13 protein-coding genes are annotated in these 19411 nt (G+C 59.5%); 5 read left to right on the top strand and 8 right to left on the bottom strand.

Annotated features, from left to right (window positions below):
• The first annotated feature begins 10 nt into the window (after nucleotides 1–10).
• Nucleotides 11–3202 (top strand): efflux RND transporter permease subunit, encoded by a 3192-nt coding sequence (locus ACP7D9_RS02845; protein WP_101160428.1) that lies wholly within the window; start codon nucleotides 11–13, stop codon nucleotides 3200–3202.
• The gene (locus ACP7D9_RS02840) at nucleotides 3199–4620 is read left to right on the top strand and encodes an efflux transporter outer membrane subunit (protein ID WP_101160431.1); all 1422 of its coding nucleotides are present in this window, start codon (nucleotides 3199–3201) and stop codon (nucleotides 4618–4620) included. Before ACP7D9_RS02845 ends, ACP7D9_RS02840 begins: the two co-directional genes overlap by 4 nt.
• A 223-nt stretch (nucleotides 4621–4843) precedes the next feature.
• Here ACP7D9_RS02840 and ACP7D9_RS02835 read toward each other — a convergent pair whose 3' ends face one another.
• From ACP7D9_RS02835 to ACP7D9_RS02825, 3 genes are read right to left on the bottom strand one after another with little or no spacing between them, the layout of a single operon-like run.
• Nucleotides 4844–5767, bottom strand: coding sequence for a biotin/lipoyl-binding protein (locus tag ACP7D9_RS02835; protein ID WP_409519665.1), 924 nt, complete (start codon nucleotides 5765–5767; stop codon nucleotides 4844–4846).
• Nucleotides 5768–5792: 25 nt separating this feature from the next.
• On the bottom strand, nucleotides 5793–5993 hold the full coding sequence (locus ACP7D9_RS02830) for a DUF1656 domain-containing protein (RefSeq protein WP_101160436.1): 201 nt from the start codon (nucleotides 5991–5993) through the stop codon (nucleotides 5793–5795).
• Entirely contained in the window at nucleotides 5983–8118 is a 2136-nt protein-coding gene (locus ACP7D9_RS02825; RefSeq protein WP_313001423.1) for an FUSC family protein, read from the bottom strand. Before ACP7D9_RS02825 ends, ACP7D9_RS02830 begins: the two co-directional genes overlap by 11 nt.
• 170 nt (nucleotides 8119–8288) lie before the next feature.
• On the opposite strand from ACP7D9_RS02825, the gene ACP7D9_RS02820 reads away from it, so the two are divergent.
• The 3 genes from ACP7D9_RS02820 (at nucleotide 8289) to ACP7D9_RS02810 (ending at nucleotide 12652) form a co-directional block, all read left to right on the top strand.
• On the top strand, nucleotides 8289–9344 hold the full coding sequence (locus ACP7D9_RS02820) for a tetratricopeptide repeat protein (RefSeq protein WP_101160442.1): 1056 nt from the start codon (nucleotides 8289–8291) through the stop codon (nucleotides 9342–9344).
• Between the two features lie 132 nt (nucleotides 9345–9476).
• The gene (locus tag ACP7D9_RS02815) at nucleotides 9477–10979 is read left to right on the top strand and encodes an ATPase domain-containing protein (RefSeq protein WP_101160445.1); all 1503 of its coding nucleotides are present in this window, start codon (nucleotides 9477–9479) and stop codon (nucleotides 10977–10979) included.
• Nucleotides 10976–12652, top strand: coding sequence for an ATP-binding protein (locus ACP7D9_RS02810; RefSeq protein ID WP_426155544.1), 1677 nt, complete (start codon nucleotides 10976–10978; stop codon nucleotides 12650–12652). The genes ACP7D9_RS02815 and ACP7D9_RS02810 overlap by 4 nt, the downstream gene beginning before the upstream one ends.
• A gap of 58 nt (nucleotides 12653–12710) precedes the next feature.
• Here ACP7D9_RS02810 and ACP7D9_RS02805 read toward each other — a convergent pair whose 3' ends face one another.
• From ACP7D9_RS02805 to ACP7D9_RS02785, 5 genes are read right to left on the bottom strand one after another with little or no spacing between them, the layout of a single operon-like run.
• Nucleotides 12711–13088 (bottom strand): response regulator, encoded by a 378-nt coding sequence (locus ACP7D9_RS02805; protein WP_016774860.1) that lies wholly within the window; start codon nucleotides 13086–13088, stop codon nucleotides 12711–12713.
• A 44-nt stretch (nucleotides 13089–13132) separates the two neighbouring features.
• The gene (locus ACP7D9_RS02800) at nucleotides 13133–14347 is read right to left on the bottom strand and encodes a hybrid sensor histidine kinase/response regulator (RefSeq protein WP_101160450.1); all 1215 of its coding nucleotides are present in this window, start codon (nucleotides 14345–14347) and stop codon (nucleotides 13133–13135) included.
• Complete coding sequence (locus ACP7D9_RS02795) at nucleotides 14341–14934, bottom strand: chemotaxis protein CheB (RefSeq protein WP_101160452.1); 594 nt, start codon at nucleotides 14932–14934, stop codon at nucleotides 14341–14343. Before ACP7D9_RS02795 ends, ACP7D9_RS02800 begins: the two co-directional genes overlap by 7 nt.
• Nucleotides 14931–15764 (bottom strand): CheR family methyltransferase, encoded by an 834-nt coding sequence (locus tag ACP7D9_RS02790; RefSeq protein WP_101160455.1) that lies wholly within the window; start codon nucleotides 15762–15764, stop codon nucleotides 14931–14933. The genes ACP7D9_RS02795 and ACP7D9_RS02790 overlap by 4 nt, the downstream gene beginning before the upstream one ends.
• Nucleotides 15764–19237 (bottom strand): response regulator, encoded by a 3474-nt coding sequence (locus ACP7D9_RS02785; protein ID WP_426155541.1) that lies wholly within the window; start codon nucleotides 19235–19237, stop codon nucleotides 15764–15766. The genes ACP7D9_RS02790 and ACP7D9_RS02785 overlap by 1 nt, the downstream gene beginning before the upstream one ends.
• Nucleotides 19238–19411: the final 174 nt, after the last annotated feature.

Below are 19411 nucleotides of genomic sequence, written 5' to 3'. Positions count from 1 at the left end.
GACAACTCCGATGAATTTTTCCCAATTCTTCATTTCCCGGCCGATCTTCGCAGCGGTGCTGTCGCTGTTGATCCTGATCGCCGGTGCGATCTCGCTGTTCCAGTTGCCGATCAGCGAATACCCGGAAGTCGTGCCGCCGACCGTGGTCGTACGCGCCAACTTCCCGGGCGCCAACCCCAAAGTCATCGGTGAAACCGTGGCCGCTCCGCTGGAGCAGGCCATCACCGGCGTCGAGAACATGCTGTACATGTCCTCGCAATCGACCGCCGACGGCAAGATCACCCTGACCATTACCTTCGCCCTGGGCACCGACCTGGACAACGCGCAGGTGCAGGTACAAAACCGGGTGACCCGAACCGAGCCGAAGCTTCCGGAGGAAGTGACGCGCATCGGTATCACCGTCGACAAGGCTTCGCCCGACCTGACCATGGTTGTGCACTTGACCTCGCCGGACAAGCGCTACGACATGCTCTACCTGTCCAACTACGCGATCCTCAACATCAAGGATGAGCTTGCTCGCCTCGGTGGTGTCGGTGACGTGCAGTTGTTCGGTATGGGCGACTACTCGCTGCGGGTCTGGCTTGACCCGAACAAGACCGCCTCGCGCAATCTGACCGCGACCGATGTCGTCACGGCGATTCGCGAGCAGAACCGTCAGGTCGCCGCCGGCCAATTGGGCGCGCCCCCTGCCCCGACGGCGCAAAGCTTCCAGCTGTCGGTCAACACTCAAGGCCGTCTGGTTTCCGAAGAAGAGTTCGAGAACATCGTCATTCGCGCTGGCGACGACGGCGAAATCACTCGTCTGAAAGACATCGCGCGCATTGAACTCGGTTCCAGCCAATACGCCTTGCGTTCGCTGCTGAACAATCAGCCGGCTGTAGCGATTCCGATCTTCCAGCGTCCGGGTTCCAACGCGATCGACATTTCCAACGAAGTGCGCGGCAAGATGGAAGAGCTGAAGAAAGGCTTCCCGCAGGGCATGGACTACAGCATCGTGTACGACCCGACGATCTTCGTCCGTGGTTCGATCGAAGCGGTGGTGCACACCCTGTTCGAAGCGTTGATCCTCGTAGTGCTGGTGGTGATCCTGTTCCTGCAGACCTGGCGCGCCTCGATCATTCCGCTGGTGGCAGTGCCCGTATCGTTGATCGGTACGTTTGCGGTCATGCACCTGTTCGGTTTCTCGCTCAACGCGCTGTCGCTGTTCGGTCTGGTATTGGCCATCGGTATCGTGGTCGACGACGCCATCGTGGTGGTGGAGAACGTCGAACGGAACATCGAACTCGGACTCACACCGGTCGAAGCGACCAAACGTGCCATGCGTGAAGTGACCGGCCCGATCGTGGCCACGGCACTTGTGCTGTGTGCGGTGTTCATCCCGGCGGCGTTCATCTCCGGCCTTACCGGGCAGTTTTACAAACAGTTCGCATTGACCATCGCGATCTCGACAGTGATCTCGGCGTTCAACTCGCTGACCCTGTCGCCGGCGCTGGCTGCTGTGTTGCTGAAAAGCCACGACGCACCGAAAGACCGCTTCTCGAAAGGGCTCGACAAAATTTTCGGTGGCTGGCTGTTCCGTCCATTCAACCGCTTCTTTGATCGCGCCAGCCATGGCTACGTCGGTACTGTGCGCCGGGTCATTCGCAGCAGCGGCATCGCCCTGCTCGTGTATGCAGGCCTGATGGTGTTGACCTTCTTCGGTTTCTCCAGCACACCGACCGGTTTCGTACCCGGCCAGGACAAGCAGTACCTGGTGGCCTTCGCGCAATTGCCGGACGCCGCAAGCCTGGATCGCACCGAAGACGTGATCAAACGCATGTCCGACCTGGCGCTGAAACAGCCGGGCGTGGAAAGCGCCGTAGCATTCCCGGGCCTGTCGATCAACGGCTTCACCAACAGCCCGAACGCCGGCATCGTTTTCGTCACCCTGAAACCGTTCGACGAGCGTAAAGACCCGAGCATGTCCGCCGGCGCGATTGCCGGGGCCTTGAACGGCCAGTACGCGAACATTCAAGAGGCGTACATGGCGATCTTCCCGCCACCGCCGGTACAGGGTCTGGGCACCATTGGTGGTTTCCGCCTGCAAATCGAAGACCGAGGCAACCTTGGCTACGACGAGCTGTACAAAGAAACCATGAACATCATCAACAAGAGCCACAACGTGCCGGAACTGGCCGGCCTGTTCACCAGTTACACCGTGAACGTGCCACAGGTCGATGCCGCCATCGACCGTGAAAAAGCCAAGACCCACGGCGTGGCCGTCAGCGACATCTTCGACACCCTGCAGATCTACCTGGGTTCGCTGTATGCCAACGACTTCAACCGCTTCGGGCGCACCTATCAGGTCAACGTCCAGGCCGAACAGCAGTTCCGTCTCGAATCCGATCAGATCGGTCAGCTGAAAGTACGCAACAACAAGGGCGAAATGATTCCGCTGGCGACCTTCATCAAGGTCAGCGACACCTCGGGTCCGGATCGCGTGATGCACTACAACGGCTTCATCACCGCAGAAATCAACGGTGCCGCCGCCCCCGGCTACAGCTCCGGCCAGGCCGAAAAAGCCATCGAGAAACTGCTCAAGGAAGAACTTCCGAACGGCATGACCTACGAGTGGACCGACCTGACCTACCAGCAGATTCTGTCCGGCAACACCGCGCTGTTCGTGTTCCCGCTCTGCGTATTGCTGGCGTTCCTGGTGCTCGCTGCTCAGTACGAAAGCTGGAGCCTGCCACTGGCGGTGATCCTGATCGTACCGATGACCCTGCTGTCGGCCATTACCGGCGTGATCATCTCGGGTGGTGACAACAACATCTTTACCCAGATCGGCTTGATCGTACTGGTGGGACTTGCATGCAAGAACGCGATTCTGATCGTCGAGTTCGCCAAGGACAAACAGGAAGAAGGCCTCGACCCGCTCGCTGCGGTACTGGAAGCCTGCCGTCTGCGTCTGCGGCCGATCCTGATGACCTCCTTCGCCTTCATCATGGGTGTGGTGCCACTGGTGTTCTCCAGCGGTGCCGGTGCCGAGATGCGTCACGCCATGGGTGTGGCAGTGTTCTCCGGGATGCTCGGGGTGACCTTCTTTGGTCTGTTGCTGACGCCAGTCTTCTACGTACTCATCCGTAACTTTGTCGAACGCGGCGAGCAGCGCAAAGCAGCCAAGGCGCACACTCTTCAAAAGCCACTGGAGGCGCAACAATGAGCCTGAAAGTCTTCCTGCCGAGTCTGCTGGTGCTGGCCCTCAGTGCCTGCGCCGTCGGCCCCGACTACAAGACCCCAGCCACGGAGGCGGCCAATATCACGACCGCCACCGACGGCGCCGCCGGGCAAAAGAACTTCGACCGTTCGAAATTCGAAGGCATCTGGTGGCAGCAATTCGATGACCCGACCCTTAACCAGTTGGTGACGCAATCGCTGCAAGGCAACCGTGAACTGCGCGTGGCATTCGCTCGCTGGAAAGCCGCCCGGGCGATCCGCGACGACGCCAGCAACGACGCGATGCCGACCATCACCAGCCGCGCCAGCAGTGACCTGGGCAAGGGCCAGATTCCCGGCCAGACCACCGACCGGGTCAACAGCGAACGCTATGACCTCGGCCTGGACATGGCCTGGGAGCTTGACCTGTTCGGCCGTATCCAGCGCAATCTGGAAGCCAGCGATGCCGATCAGCAGGCCGCCGAAGCCGATCTGTATCAGCTGCAAGTCACCATGATTGCCGAGCTGGTCGATGCTTACGGTCAACTGCGCGGTGCCCAACTGCGTGAAAAGATCGCCGTGGCCAACCTGAACAACCAGGTGGAATCGCGCAAGATCACCGTCAGCCTGCGTGATGCCGGTGTCGGTGATCAGCTCGACGTTGAGCGGGCCGATGCGCGTCTGGCCAATGTCGAGGCGACCGTGCCGCAGTTGCAGGCGGAACAGGTGCGGCAGAAAAACCGCATCGCCACCCTGCTCGGGGAGCGCCCGGACAAACTGACCGTAGACCTGAGCCCGAAAGACCTGCCAGCGATTGCCAAAGCGCTGCCGATCGGGGATCCCGGTGAACTGCTGCAACGTCGTCCGGACATCCGTAGCGCCGAACGGCAACTGGCCTCGGCCACAGCCCGAATCGGCGTGGCCAAAGCCGACCTGTTCCCACGGGTCAGTCTCAGCGGCTTTCTCGGCTGGACGGCCGGGCGAGGCTCGCAGATAGGCTCCTCGGCAGCTAACGCCTGGGCGCTCGGCCCTAGCATCACCTGGGCTGCGTTTGACCTGGGCAGTGTCCGCGCCCGTTTGCGCGGCGCCGATGCCGAAGCCGAAGGCGCACTGGCGACTTATGAGCAGCAAGTGCTGCTGGCGCTGGAAGAATCGGAAAACGCCTTCAGCGACTACGGCAAGCGTCAGCAACGTTTGATCTCGCTGATTCGTCAGAGCGAATCGAGCCGCAAGGCCGCCGATCTGGCCGAGATTCGCTATCGCGAAGGCACCACCGACTTCCTCGTCCTCCTCGATGCCCAGCGTGAACGCCTGAACGCAGAAGACAGTCAGGCGCAGGCCGAAGTCGAGCTGTATCGCGGCATCGTCGCGATCTACAAGGCCCTTGGCGGTGGCTGGCAACCGGAGACGGTTGCGAGCAAGTAAAGATTGTTAAAGAGCTCCTTTGGTTGGCCGCAACCAACCAGATTTTTTGCCCCGCGTATCATTCGGTCGCGGGGTTTTTTTATGCCACTGAATCACCGATCCCGTGTAGGAGCTGTCGAGTGCAACGAGGCTGAGATCCTTGATGGCAATGCATCCGGGGCGCTCCGCGTCCCAAGATCAAAAGATCGCAGCCTCGTTGCACTCGACAGCTCCTACAGGGGAATCAGGGTTCCAGGACGGTAACGGTGGCGGTGGTACCAGCGCGCAAGCGATTTTTGCCGGCAAAGTCGCCGTCGATGCCAATGCGCACCGGCACCCGCTGCGCCAGTTTTACCCAGGTGTAACTCGGGTTGATATTCGCCAACAACCGGCTGCCCGGCGCGTTTTCGCGGTCGGCGATGGCGAAGGCGATGCTTTCGACGGTGCCGCCAAAACTCTCCCCGCTCATCAATTGAATGCGCACCCGGTCACCCTCCTCGATGCGCGGCAGCTTGGTTTCTTCGAAGTAACCGCTGACATAGAACGAATCGCTGTCCACCAGTGCCAGCAGTGCTCCGCCTGCCTGTGCGTAGTCACCTTGACGGGTCAGCAGGTTGGTGACGTAACCGCTGACGGGCGACTCGACGCGGGTACGCTGCAAGTCCAGCTCGGCCTGAGTCAACGCGGCAATTGCCAGCTGCACGTTGGCTTCAGCCAGGCCGAGGTTGGCCTGATTGCGCAATAGATCCGCCTGGGCAACCGCCACGTCGGTGCTGGATTTCTCCCATTCCTCGCCAGAAATGGCGAAACCTTGCTTCAGCGCGCGGCGGCGGCGCTCCTCGCTCTGACGTTGTTTTAGCAACGCTTCACTGGCGACGATCGCTGCTTGCGATTGCCCCAGCGAGGCCCTGGACACTTCAACCGAACGCCGGGCATGTTCGACCGCCAGTTGATAGCGCGCCGGATCGATCTCCAGCAACAACTGACCCTTGGCGACATGCTGGTTGTCCTGCACCGCCAGTTTGACGATTCGCCCCGAGACATCCGCCGACAGCGTCACCACATCTGCCCTCACCCGGGCATCCCGTGTCCACGGCGCGCGGGTGTAATACTCCCAGGCGAACCAGCCAAGTACGATCGCCAGGATCACCACTGCCACGGTCATCATTCTTGCTACTAACGCTTTCAAGACATCAGGCTCCCATCAACAGAATCAGCGTGGCGCAGACACAGGCATACAGCGCGCCTTCGAACAGCGCTTCATGCCAGACCAGGCGCAGCACGCCCAAGCGCCGCAGACACCAGTCCAGCACGATGAAAATCGGAATCGCCAGTAACAGCGCCTGGGCAATCGGCGGCAGATAGACTCCGCCAATCTCGAAATCAATGGGCAAGTTGCGGTTCTCCTTGCAAAACTTGAGGTTGCAAATGCTCGCCGTGGCGCTCAAGGAACGACACCACTATCAGCAGTGCCACACGCATGCGGAACACTGACCATAAATGCTCATGACTGGCGGCGTGCAGCTCATCCAGCTCATCTCCGAGCTCATGCAGCGTGGCCAGCAGTGCTGGAAACTGCGCATCGTCGCGTCCGGCAACCAAACGACCGGTCTTGCGCAACGCCGAAGCCAGACGCTGACTGAACGCATCGGTGAGCAGCGCGTTGTTCTGCGCCTGCTGCCTCAGTTGATGCATGGCCACGCCCAACGCCACGCAAGCCAGGCTGATTTCATACAAGCGCTGCATGGCACGATCATTCGCCGCCGGCAGCAGGCCGAGCATGCTGGTCAGGCGATCGGTCATCCGACTCTCGAAGGCGAATTGTTGTTCATCGGTCGCCGGCATTTTGCTCAGTTGGTACACCTGCTCCCGCGCTTCGCCGTACAAGCGGCGGATGCGCAAGGCCGGGCGGAACGGGAAAATCAGCGCGTAGACGATCAACGCCAGCATCGCTGCACTGACGTAGGCACCGGCAAACTCGAACCATTGAATCGCCGTGTTTTGCCCAGTGCCGGTATTTTGCGGGCCGAGCATGAGGAAACTGGACAACCCCAGGCCCATGCCGATACCGGCGGTGGCCGGACTGGAAATGCCCACGGCAATCGCATACAGCAGCGGCGCCAGCAGCAAGGCCAGCAGCTCGAAATCACTGATCGCCGGCACCAGCATGAATTGGTAGAACGCTGACACCAGCAGCGCCAGGCCCAAGCCTCGCGCATAGCTTTGCGCAGCCATCAGCGGCCGCGGAAAAGTCGCCATCAGCGAGCAGAGAATCCCCACCAGAATCATCCCTCCCCGTGCGCCATCCCACGCGGTTTCGATCCAGATCAACCCGCTGACCAACAGCGCGGTAAAGGCGCGAATGGCATTCATCGAGGCCAAAGTGAAATCCAGATGCAACGGGCTGCTCTGGCCGCGATAGAGGCAGCTGGCCGGGCGCCCTTCCTGAATGGCGTCGCTGAGTTCAAGAATCTGTTCCAGTTGCTGTAACAGGCGCGCCTGTTCCCAACGCAGCGCCCAAGCGAGTGAACGCAGGGTCGCGCTCATGTTCTCGTGCTGCTGCTCGGCCTTGTAAGCCAACGCTTCGAACTGTTGCTGCAACGTGACGAAACGTTGCCGATCCGCCCCAGACAGTGCTCGGCCCTGTTGCGCCAGTTGTTCCAACAATGCCAGCTCCTCGGCCCGCAGTTGCTGAACGTCCAGCGGCAGATCGCCCTCCCATCGCTCGATGAGCAATTCCCGTTGATGCCGCAGAGCGGTCAATCGGGATGTCAGCAACATCAGTTGGTTACCGAGCAGCAACACCAGGTTATCGGCACTGCGCAAACGTGGCGCATCGAAATACAAATGACGCCGCAACCCTTCCAGTGCGCTGATTTCACCGAGCAATTGCATTTGCCGGCGCTGGAAATCGGCTTCGCTTTCTTCCGTGCGAAGCACTTCGGCGGCGTGGCTGGCGGCCAGTTTGATCACCTGATCGATTTTGGCGAAGTAACCTTTTGCCACGGCTTCAGGGCGAGCGGTCAGCAAACTGACCACACACACGCAGGCGACCGCGAGCAATGTTTCGGTAACTCGGGTAACCGCCAGCAAAAACGTGCCGTCCTGATCCGGAATCGCCAGCAAAGCCACGACCACAGCGGTGTAACCACTGAGCACGAACGCCTGGGAACTGGTGTAGCGCAACAGCGTGCCGCCCGCCGTGCACAGCGCGAGCCACAACGCCAATGTCGTAATGAACGGCAGCGGCGCCTGAGGAAAGATCGCCATGATCAGCACCGCCACCGCCGCGCCTACGGTCGTGCCGATCACCTGGCCGAAACTGCGTGCCAACGCCATCCCCGCCAACGGTTGGCTGACAATCACCACGGCCATGATCGACCATTTAGGCTGTTCGAGATCGAAAACGAACGCCAGATACAGGGTCAACAGCCCGGCGGCGATGGTTCGCAGGGCAAACAACAGAACAGCCTGACCGGGATGGATCAGAGCCTTGAAATAAGCGAACAACGCTGGCATGGGCACACTCTTTAAAACGACTTCTGCAAGCGTAGACACTGCCACAAAAGCCTGACGGATTTCACAGTCGACACGTGTCGTAGGACGATTCGCTGGCAAGGGTTTGACTCACGCGCCAAGCTGACCGAAGCTTGCCGCTCTGCTCAAGTTCGAAGCTCTCGGAAACCCGCATGACTCAGTCCCGCCGCAACCTGCTGATCGGCCTTGGCCTCGTACTGATCGTCGGCGTCGTCTGGCTGATGTTGCGCAGCAGCACACCGACCATCCCCGATGCTATCAAACATGGTTACAGCGAAGCGCTGAACGCAGCGCGCACCGGTGAACCGGGTGCGGCGCGCCAGTTGTACCAGCAATTGGGCCGCCCGGACATTTCGGTCAAGCGCCGGGTCTGGCTGCATGGTGAGCTGGCCAATTATCCAAGCCCGCAGGCATTGAAACTGGCCGACATCGACTTGCACCATGAATCCCCGCTGGTACGCGTGGCTGCGATAAAAAGTGTTGTCGGCCTGGTGCCCGGCGGGCAGCGCAGTCTGTTGCTTGGGCCGCTGCTCGACGATCAAGAGCAAACTGTGCGATTCGCGGCGATCAACGCCCTTCTCGGCCTGAGCCCGGATGAGCTGGGCCTCTACTTCGCGCCGCTGCAACAGGCTGTGGATGGCTGGCAACAGACGCTGGAAAGCCAGCCGGAAAGCGCCGCCAACTACGCGCAACTGGCACGCCTGTATATTCACAACGCTGAATACAAACAGGCCCGACAAGCGCTGGACAATACCTTGCGCCTTGAACCCGCCAACCTGCCCGCGCTTGTCATGCAGATTGACGTACTTGACCGTCAGGGCCAGAGCGATGCCGCCCGCCAGTTACTTGCCGAGCAACTGAAGGCGCAGCCTGATTCGGCCTATCTGCAACACGCACTCGGGCTATGGCTGTTGCACCATGGTCAGCGCGAATACGCGCTGCTCGGCCTGTCCAAAGCCGTCGAGCTGGAACCGGACAACAAGGATTATCGCTACGACCTCGCGACCACTCTGCACAGTGCTGAAGAACTCGAAGCGGCGCAGAAACAATTGCAGGAGATCGTCCAGCGCCATCCCGCCGATCGCAAGGCACGAGTACTGCTGATCAACTACTGGAAGGAAAGCGGGCAGTTGCAGAATGTGCAGATTCTGCTGGCGCAACTTGAACAATTGAATCCGGACGACCCGGCCTTGCAACAAGGTCTTTAATCAAGGTAAAGCGCGCTCCAATTGCCGTCGGTCTAAAGAAAAAGCGGAACCGTGAACACGCCATGAGGTCAAGTTATTCAGGCGGCTCACTCAAACCAGCCGCCGGTTACCCTAGTCATAAGAGGGCATTTTTTGACTACATCAAACGAGTTGATCAGTGCGAAAGCTGCTGTCGGCATTGAAGGGCTGGACGACATCCTCGCCGGTGGCCTGTCTCGCGGCCACGTGTTTTTGCTTGAGGGTGAACCTGGTACCGGTAAAACCACGGTGGCGCTGCATTTTCTGCGCGCCGGCGCGCTGGCCGGAGAGCGCTGCCTGTACATCACTCTCTCGGAGACCGAGAAAGAACTGCGCCAAGGCGCACTGTCCCATGGCTGGGAGCTTAACGAGAACATCAAGATCTTCGAACTGACGCCGCCGGAAAGCCTGCTCAACGCCGAGCACCAGCAAAGTCTGCTGTACTCCTCGGACCTTGAGCTGGGTGAGGCGACCAAGCAGATCTTCGAAGTGGTCGAACGCTTCAAGCCAACCCGCGTAGTGCTCGACAGCCTCTCGGAAATCCGCCTGCTGGCGCAAAGCTCCTTGCGCTATCGCCGGCAAATTCTGGCGATCAAGCACTACTTCGTGCGCTATGACGCCACCGTCCTGCTGCTCGACGATCTGACCACCGAATCCCTCGACAAAACCGTACACAGTGTCGCCCACGGCGTGATTCGCCTTGAAGAGCTGACACCGAGCTATGGCGCCGAGCGCCGTCGGGTGCGGGTGGTCAAGTATCGTGGGCAGAAATATCGTGGTGGCTTCCACGACTTCACCATCATGGGCGACGGCGTGCATGTGTTCCCACGTCTGGTTGCGGCGGAACATCGCGGCGACTATGCGCGTCTGCAACTGTCCAGCGGCATCGCGCAAATGGACGCCCTGCTCGGCGGCGGCATCGAAACCGGCTCGAGCACGCTGATTCTCGGCCCGGCGGGTACCGGTAAATCGCTGATCTCGATGATTTTCGCCGCCGCCGCAGTAGCCCGAGGCGAAAAAGCCGCGCTGTTCATTTTCGATGAAGAGCTGGGCTTGCTGTTCGAGCGCATGCGTCATATCGGCATTGACCTGAAAGCTTTGCAGGCCACTGGCAATCTGCTGATCGAACAGGTCGACGCCGCTGAGCTGTCTCCCGGTGAACTGTCGCACCGTGTGCGCCGTTGCGTCGATGAGCGTGGCATCAAGACCGTGGTAATCGACAGTATCAACGGTTATCAAGCGGCAATGCCGGAAGAAAATGCGTTGGTGCTGCACATGCATGAACTGCTGCTGTACCTGAACCGCAAAGGCGCGGCGACCTTCATGACTGTCGCCCAGCACGGTCTGGTCGGTGACATGCAGGCGCCGGTCGATATCACTTACCTGGCCGACACGGTGATCCTGTTGCGTTACTTCGAAGCCCTCGGCAAAGTCCGTCGGGCGATCTCGATCATCAAAAAACGTACCGGCAATCACGAATCGACCATTCGCGAATACCGGATTTCTTCGCGCGGCATGACCATCGGGCAGCCACTGGAATCCTTTCAGGGCGTGCTGCGGGGCGTACCGACGTATCTTGGAGCGAGCAATCCGTTGCTTGAGGATGAAAGCCCGTGACGGACACTGCGCCGCTGATTCTGGCCGAACGGGTGTTGATTCTGGCGCCTTTGGGGCGCGACAGTCAGATCGCGCTGCAAATTCTCAACGAGGCCGGCTATAGCGGCCTCGTGACGCCCGGTCTCGGGGACTTGTGCACGGAGCTGGAACACGGCGCTGGCCTGTTGCTCATCGCCGCAGAAGCGCTTCGCGGACCGGAACTTGAAACCCTGATTGTGTACCTCGACGAGCAGCCAGCCTGGTCGGATCTGCCCATTGTCCTGCTCACGCATCACGGCGGCCAGGAGCAAGGCCCACCGTCACGCCTGAGTGCGCTGCTGGGTAATGTGACGTTCCTTGAGCGGCCGTTCCACCCTGCGACCATGGTCAGCCTGGTTTCCGCTGCTCTGCGCGGACGGCGACGACAATACGAAGCTCGCGATCGGCTGATCGATCTGAGCGAAAGCGAACGTCGCCTGCAATCAACCCTGGAAACCCTTGAGCAGCAGGTTGAAGAGCGCACTGCACAACTTCGCCATAACGAAGAAGCGCTGCGTCAATCGCAGAAAATGGAAGCGGTCGGTCAACTCACCGGCGGCATCGCTCACGACTTCAACAACATGCTCACGGGCATCATCGGCAGCCTGGAACTGCTGCGCCGGCGTCTGGCTCGTGGCCGCACTGAAGATCTCGACAGCCTGATCGACCTCGGCGTGACTTCCGCCAATCGCGCCGCCGGCCTGACGCACCGCCTGCTGGCGTTCTCGCGCCGTCAGTCACTCGACCCGAAAGCCGTGCAGATGAACACGCTGGTGCTGTCGATGGGTGAACTGCTGCAGCGCAGCCTCAATGAAAGCATTCAGCTGGAAATGTGTCTGGATGATGACCTGTGGGTGGCTGAGGCGGATCCCAATCAATTGGAAAGCGCCCTGCTCAACCTCGTGATCAACGCCCGCGATGCGATGCCCGAAGGCGGCAAACTGGTTGTTGAAACCAGTAATCAGGTGCTGCACCGCGACTTTACAGACGCCTACAGCAATCTGGAACCGGGCGACTACGTGATGCTCAGCGTCACCGACAATGGCAGCGGCATGCCGCAAAGCGTGGTCAACCGAGCATTCGATCCATTCTTCACCACTAAACCGATCGGCCAAGGCACCGGCCTCGGACTTTCAATGATCTATGGCTTCAGCAAGCAGTCACGAGGGCATGTTTCGATTGACAGCGAAGTCGATCAAGGCACCACCGTGAGACTGTATCTGCCACGCTTTCGTGGCGAAGAAGTGGAAATTCCCGTCTCGGATTCGCTGCAGGCTCCGTATGCGATGGACGGTGAAACCGTGCTGATTGTCGAAGACGATCCTGCGGTGCGCGTATTGGTCAGCGCGGTGCTCAGTGAGCTGGGTTACGCCTTTGTCGAGGCCAGCGATGCCGATGGCGCAGTGCCGATCCTCAACTCGACGCAGCGCATCGATCTGTTGATCAGCGACGTCGGTTTACCTGGCATGAACGGTCGCCAACTCGCGGAAGTCGGCCGCCAGTATCGGCCGGGTCTGAAAGTGTTGTTCATCACCGGTTACGCCGAACACGCGGCGGTGCGCGGTGGTTTCCTCGACTCGGGGATGCAAATGATCACTAAGCCGTTCACATTTGATCTGCTCACCGCCAAGGTGCGGGAGATGATCAATAGCTGAGCCTGTGGGAACTGCCGAAGGCGGTCCGCGATCGGCAGCCTTCGGCAGCTCCTACCTATCAGGCCAGTAATTCCTGAATCTTTTCCTGCAGCACGTCCAGATCGAACGGTTTTTCGAGGATCGGTGCCTTGCTGGTGATCGGGCTGCCGGTCTCACGGATTTCCTGCGGATAGCCGCTGATGAAAATCACTTTGAGGTCCGGTCGCAATTTCACCGCCGGCTCGGCGATCTGTACGCCGGAGATGCCGCCCGGAAGGCGGAAATCGGTAATCAGCATGTCCAGGTGAGGTTTGCTGGCGAGGATCTCGAAAGCCTGCTCGCCATTTTCCGCTTGCAACACGCGATAGCCCTGTCCTGACAGGTAATCCGTCAGGACCATCAAGATAACCGGTTCGTCTTCGACGACGAGTACTACATCTTGCGCATCTACGCTCATGGGAAGCCTTTGTTCGGTCAATAGCTGCTGATACGACCGTGTGGTCACTCAGAGGTTGCGTCGGATATGCCGTTTTCCTGGATCGGCAGACAAACGCGAAACAGGGCGCCTTCGTTGATTTCGCTCTCGACGACGATGGAGCCGCCATGGGCGGCGACGATCTGATCGGAAATGAACAGACCCAGCCCGAGCCCGGCCACCACCGTCTTGGCAGACACCCGCTCGAACTGCTGAAAAATGCGCTTCTGGTTCTCAGCGCTGATGCCGATGCCGTGGTCCTGAACTTCAACCCACGCCTCGTCACCTTCGCGATAAACGCGCACCTGAATCGGGCTGCGACCGCCGTAACGCAACGCATTGGTCAACAGGTTGGACACCACTTGCTCAATGCGGAACTCGTCCCAGCAACCTTCGACCGGCGCCCCCGCTTCAAATGAAACACTGGTTTCTGCCGCTTCCATTTGCGGAGCAAAGTTCTGCAGCAGATTGCTCACCAGCTGTACCAGATCGAAACGACTCGGTCGGATCGACAGTTTGCCGGTGCGGATTCGCGACACATCGAGCATGTCCTCGATGAGGCGGATGAGGCTTTTGATTTGCCGCTCATCGCGGTCGACCATCGCCTGCATCTTGTCGAGGGTGAACGCCGACGCGTTGTCCCGGGCCAGATGCATCTTGCGCAACTGGGTTTCGAGAATCAGGCCATTGAGTGGCGTACGCACCTCGTGGGCGACGATGGACATGAAGTCATCGCGCATTCGCACCGCTTGCTCCAGCTCAAGCTGCGTGCTTTGCAGCTGTTGCAGCAGCGCTTCCTGCTCACGTCGGGCCTGCTCCAGCGCCTCGACCTGCTGCTTCATGGCCTTGCTCTGACGATACAGATCGACGAAAACGTTGACCTTGCTCTTCACCGCGTGGATATCCAGCGGCTTGTGGAGAAAGTCCACCGCACCGCTTTCGTAGCCCTTGAACGCATAGTTGAGTTCACGGCCGGCGGCACTGACGAAGATGATCGGGATGTTCTTGGTTTTCTCGGTGCCGCGCATCAACTCGGCCAGTTCGAAGCCGTTCATGCCGGGCATTTGCACGTCGAGAATGGCCATGGCGAATTCGTGTTGCAGCAGCAGCGACAGTGCTTCGTCCGCCGACAGAGCCTTGTAGACCGTGCGATCCTCACGCTTGATCAGCGCTTCCAGCGCCAGCAGATTTTCTGGCAGATCGTCGACGATCAACAGTTTGGCTTGGATATTACTCAGCATGCGATTCGTTCCAGCTCGACTAGCAGACGGCCGATGCCGTGAATGGGTAGGACATGATCCGGCTGCAGAACGTTCAGTGCAGCCTGGGGCATGGTGGCAACTTGTGCATCCTCGGGGTCTTGAACAATGGTCAGGCCGGCGCAACGCTTGACGTAAGCCAGCCCGCGCGCGCCATCCTGATTGGCTCCGGTCAGCAGCACGGCGGCAAGCGTCGCCCCGTAAACATCGGCGGCGGATTCGAACAGGTAATCGATCGAAGGCCGCGAATGGTGCAAGCGGTCTTCAAGGCTCAGCGACAGACTGCGATCCGCTTCGACCGACAAGTGATAACCCGGGGTGGCGAAATACACCGTACCGGGTTTGATGTCCTGCTTGTCTTCGGCTTCTTTGACCGGCATCGCCAAGCGGCGGGAAAACACTTCGGCCAGATGGCTACGACGCTCCTCGGGCAGATGCAAAACGACAACGATGGGCAACACGTAGCCTTTGCGCAACGGTCCGAGCAGGCTCAGCAAAGCCTCGACACCGCCCGCAGAGGCGCCGATCACGACAGCCTCGATGCGAGGCAGGCCTGGGGCGCCGTTCATGATTTGCGGTAGATCCGTTCTTGTTTGACCAACGGCTCGAACTGGTTCGAATAGTTGGAAAAATCCAGGGTTTCCTTGCTGCCCAACACCAGGAAGCCGCGATGCGACAGCGATTCATGGAACAGCCCGAACGCCCGGTCCTGCAGCTTCTTGTTGAAATAGATCAACACGTTGCGGCAGGAGATCAGCTGGGTTTCGGAGAACACGCTGTCGGTGGCCAGGCTGTGGTCGGCGAATGTCACGTTCTCGCACAGGCTCTTGTCGAAAATCGCGTAGCCATAGGCTGCGGTGTAGTAATCGGCAAACGAACGCTGGCCGCCCGCCTGCTGATAATTGGCGGTGTAGGCGCGGACGTTTTCCATGGAAAAAATCCCCTGTTTGGCCTTTTCCAGCGAGCGCGGGTTGATGTCAGTGGCATAGATGATCGTGCGGTCGAGCAGGCCTTCTTCGCGCAGCAGAATCGCCATCGAATAGACCTCTTCGCCCGTGCTGCAGCCGGCAATCCATATCTTCAGCGACGGATAGGTGCGCAACAGCGGCACCACTTCGTTGCGGATTGCCAGAAAGTGCGACGGATCGCGGAACATCTCGCTCACCGGAATCGTCAGCAGTTGCAGCAGCTGCATGAACGCGGTCGGGTCGTGCAGGACTTTCTCCTGCAGGGCCGAGATGGTCGCGCATTCGAACTGACCCAGCGCGTGCTGCACCCGGCGCTTGATCGAAGCGCCGGAGTAGTCGCGAAAGTCGTAGCTGTATTTCAGGTAAATCGCCTCGATCAACAAGCGTAATTCGATTTCGCTGTTGCGTTCGGCTGAACTGCTGCGTTCCACTAGATGCGTTCCATTTTCGGTAACCACACACGTATCAGGGAGAACAGTCGATCCAGGTCGATGGGCTTGGCCAGGTAATCGTTGGCGCCTGCCTGCAGGCAGCGCTCCTGATCGTCCTTCATGGCCTTGGCCGTCACCGCGATGATCGGCAGCTTGCGCCAGCGCGGATCCTTGCGGATTTCCATGGTGGCTTCGAAGCCATCCATTTCCGGCATCATCACATCCATCAAGACCAGATCGATGTCCTCGACTTCATGAAGTTTCTCAATCGCTTCGCGGCCATTACGGCCGATCACCACAACTGCGCCCTTGTGTTCCAGCGCGCTGGTCAGGGCGAAGATGTTGCGCACATCGTCATCCACCAGCAGCACTTTGCGACCTTCGAAGACCTTGTCGCGGCTGCGCGCGGTCTTGAGCATCTTCTGCCGTTCATGGGACAGCTGCGATTCGACTTTGTGCAGAAAGAGTGTGACCTCATCAAGCAACCGCTCCGGCGAGCGCGCGCCTTTGATAATGATTGAGCGTGAATACTTGCGCAGCTCAGCCTCTTCGTCGCGGGTCAGGTTGCGTCCGGTGTAAACGATGACCGGCGGGAACGAGCAGATGTCTTCGGTGGACATGCGCTTGAGCAGATCGTTGCCGAGCATGTCTGGCAGCTTCAGGTCGATGACCATGCAGTCGTAGATGGTCGTGCGCAGCAACTCCAGCGCATCCTGAGCCAGACCGACGGCGGTGATTTCGATGTCTTCGTCGCCGATCAGCCGCGCGATGCTTTCGCGTTGCAGATCGTCATCCTCGACCAGCAGCACGCGTTTGACCTTTTGTATCAGCTTGGCTTCGAGACGGGCGAACACGTCCTTGAGCTCTTCGCGGGTGGTCGGTTTCACGGCGTAGCCGATGGCGCCCATGTGCATGGCCGCTTCGACGCGATCCTCGACGGAAATCACGTGCACTGGAATGTGCCGGGTTTCGGCGCGTTCTTTCAGACGTTGCAGCACGGTCAGGCCGGAGTGATCCGGCAGGCGCATGTCGAGCAGGATAGCGTCCGGCACAAACTCGCGGGCCAGGTCATAACCTTCATCGGCGCCATGGGCAACCAGACACATGTAGCCCAACTCGTGGGCCAGGTCATAGAGGATACGGGCGAAGTTCGGCTCGTCTTCCACCACCAGGATGCAGCGCGTAGCAAATGGCGCCTTGTCGCGGTCATCGGCAAAACGCGGAATAACCGCCGGAACGGCGGATGCCACCGGGGCCACTACGCTGACTGGCGCAGGCGCCGAAGGTGTTGGGTGAAAGGTCAGTGGCGCGGCAGACGTATCACCAAGTTCGTGATACTGGCGCGGCAACACCAGCGTGAACGTACTGCCCTGCCCCGGTACGCTGTCGACGCTGATTGAACCGCCCAACAGCGTCGCCAGATCCCGCGAGATCGACAGGCCAAGACCGGTGCCGCCGTATTTGCGGTTGGTGGTGCCATCTGCCTGACGGAATGCCTCAAAGATACTTTCCTGCTGGTCGGCAGCGATGCCGATCCCGGAATCCTTGACGCTGAAAGCGATGTGATCGTTGGGCTGCGCGGTGATCGTCAGGCTGACGGCGCCGTGCTCGGTAAACTTGATCGCGTTGGACAGCAGATTCTTGATCACCTGTTCCAGACGCTGACGGTCGGTAAACAGCAAGCCCGGTGCGTCCGGCTGCACTTCGACGTTGAAGGCAAGCTTCTTGTCCGCCGCGAGCGGCTCGAACATCGAACGCAAACCATCGACCAGCCGATCGACGCGAGTATTTTCGGCAATCACTTCGAGCTTGCCGGCCTCGACCTTGGAGATGTCGAGAATGTCGTTGATCAGGTTAAGCAGGTCGTTGCCGGCCGAGTAAATCGATTCGGCAAATTTCACCTGTTCCGAAGACAGATTCTGTTGCGGGTTTTCCGCCAGCAACTTGGCCAGAATCAGCGAACTGTTCAGCGGTGTGCGCAGTTCGTGGGACATGTTGGCGAGGAATTCGGACTTGTACTTGCTTGAGCGTTGCAGCTCTTCGGCACGCTCTTCGAGCTGAATCTGCGCCTGATTCAGCTCGGTGTTTTTCTTGTCCATCGCATCGCGCTGTTCGGCGAGCTGCTCGTTGGTCTGCTCCAGCTCCACCTGCTGGGTTTCCAGATGCGCCTGGGATTCCTTGAGAATCCGCGACTGCTCTTCGAGCTCTTCGTTGGCGGTTTTCAGCTCTTCCTGCTGCACTTGCAGCTCTTCGTTGAGCTGCTGGGTTTCGGCCAACACTTCCTGCAAACGCTGACGGTAACGCGCCGCTTCGATCGACGTGCCGATGTTACCGGCAATCAACTCCAGCAACTCGATGTCGCGTTCGGACAATGGGCGCAGGAAGCCCAGTTCGATGACGCCGTTGACCCGGTCGTCATCGCTGGTCGGCACCACCATCACGCTATGCGGCAAGCCTGCGCCAAGCCCGGAGCTGACCTTGAAATAGTCGGCAGGCACCGAGTCGAGACGGATCAGGCGTGCCTGTTCTGCAACCTGGCCGACAATGCCTTCGCCGCTGTAGATCGTCTGGTTCAGCTCCTCCTGCTCGCGTGAGAAGCCGTAGGTTGCAACGCGTTTGAGGCCGCCATGTTCTTCGCGCACATAAAGAGCCGCGACGGCGGTGCCCAGGTATTGCGCGCAGAATTGCAGAATATTGCGTCCCAGCAAATTCAGTGTGAGTTGCCCCAGCACCTGCTCGGCCAGTTGTGTCTGACCATTGCGCAGCCACGCCTGCTTCTCGAGGCGTTCGGCGCTGGCCTGTTGTGCAGAGAGGTTGGCGCTGTAGTTGGCCGACAGATTGAGCAGGTCACGGCGGCCGATGTAGGCCAGCAAACCGCTGATACCGACGATGAACATCAGATAAAGGCTGATGCTCCAGATCGTCGTGCGGCGCACGTCTTCGTTGCGCGTGGCGCGCAGCACCTGCTCGGTCTCGATGACGTCTTCGAACTGCTTGCGGATTTCGTCCGTCAGCCGCTTACCCCGCCCGGCCTTGACCGCACCGCGATAATCACCGCTGCTACGCTGCAGGTCGATCATCGATTGTGCGTAGTTGGCCCATTCCACCTGCAACGCCTGCAAACGCCGCAGTCGATCGGTCTGCACCGGATTGTCGGCGGTCAGCTCCAGCAAAGTATTAAGAGCGACTTCGATGCGCGGTTTGGCGATTTCATAGGGATCGAGGAAGTGCTCATCGCCGCTGAGCAGGTAACCGCGCATGCCAGTTTCAAGGTCGACGGTGAGCTTCACCGCCTCATTGGCGTTATTGATCACCCGGTCGGTGTGCTCGACCCATTGGATGACCGACAGCAAATAAGTGATCAGCGAGACGAAAAACACCGCGCTGAGCACGCCGACGCCCAGCGGCAGGCTGACGTTGCGACTCAGAAGTTTGCGGAACCGTTGCTCATCAACCGAGTACGGAGAGGACATGGGGCAGCCTTGTCGAACTGTTGAAAACCCGAGAGTTTGCCCCAAAACCCAGGCATGGATCCATTTTTCTCACATAAATGATGGCTTTTTCCTACGCAAGCCTGAGCATTAGACGACGTCAACAGTTATCCTTGCTGCGCCGCAATGATCTGTTTTTTTTGTATCAGACCGGGA

Source organism: Pseudomonas sp. TSRC2-2 (assembly GCF_049897785.1).
In the GTDB taxonomy this organism is placed as follows: Bacteria; Pseudomonadota; Gammaproteobacteria; order Pseudomonadales; family Pseudomonadaceae; genus Aquipseudomonas.
This window is presented reverse-complemented; position numbering and strand designations above follow the sequence as displayed.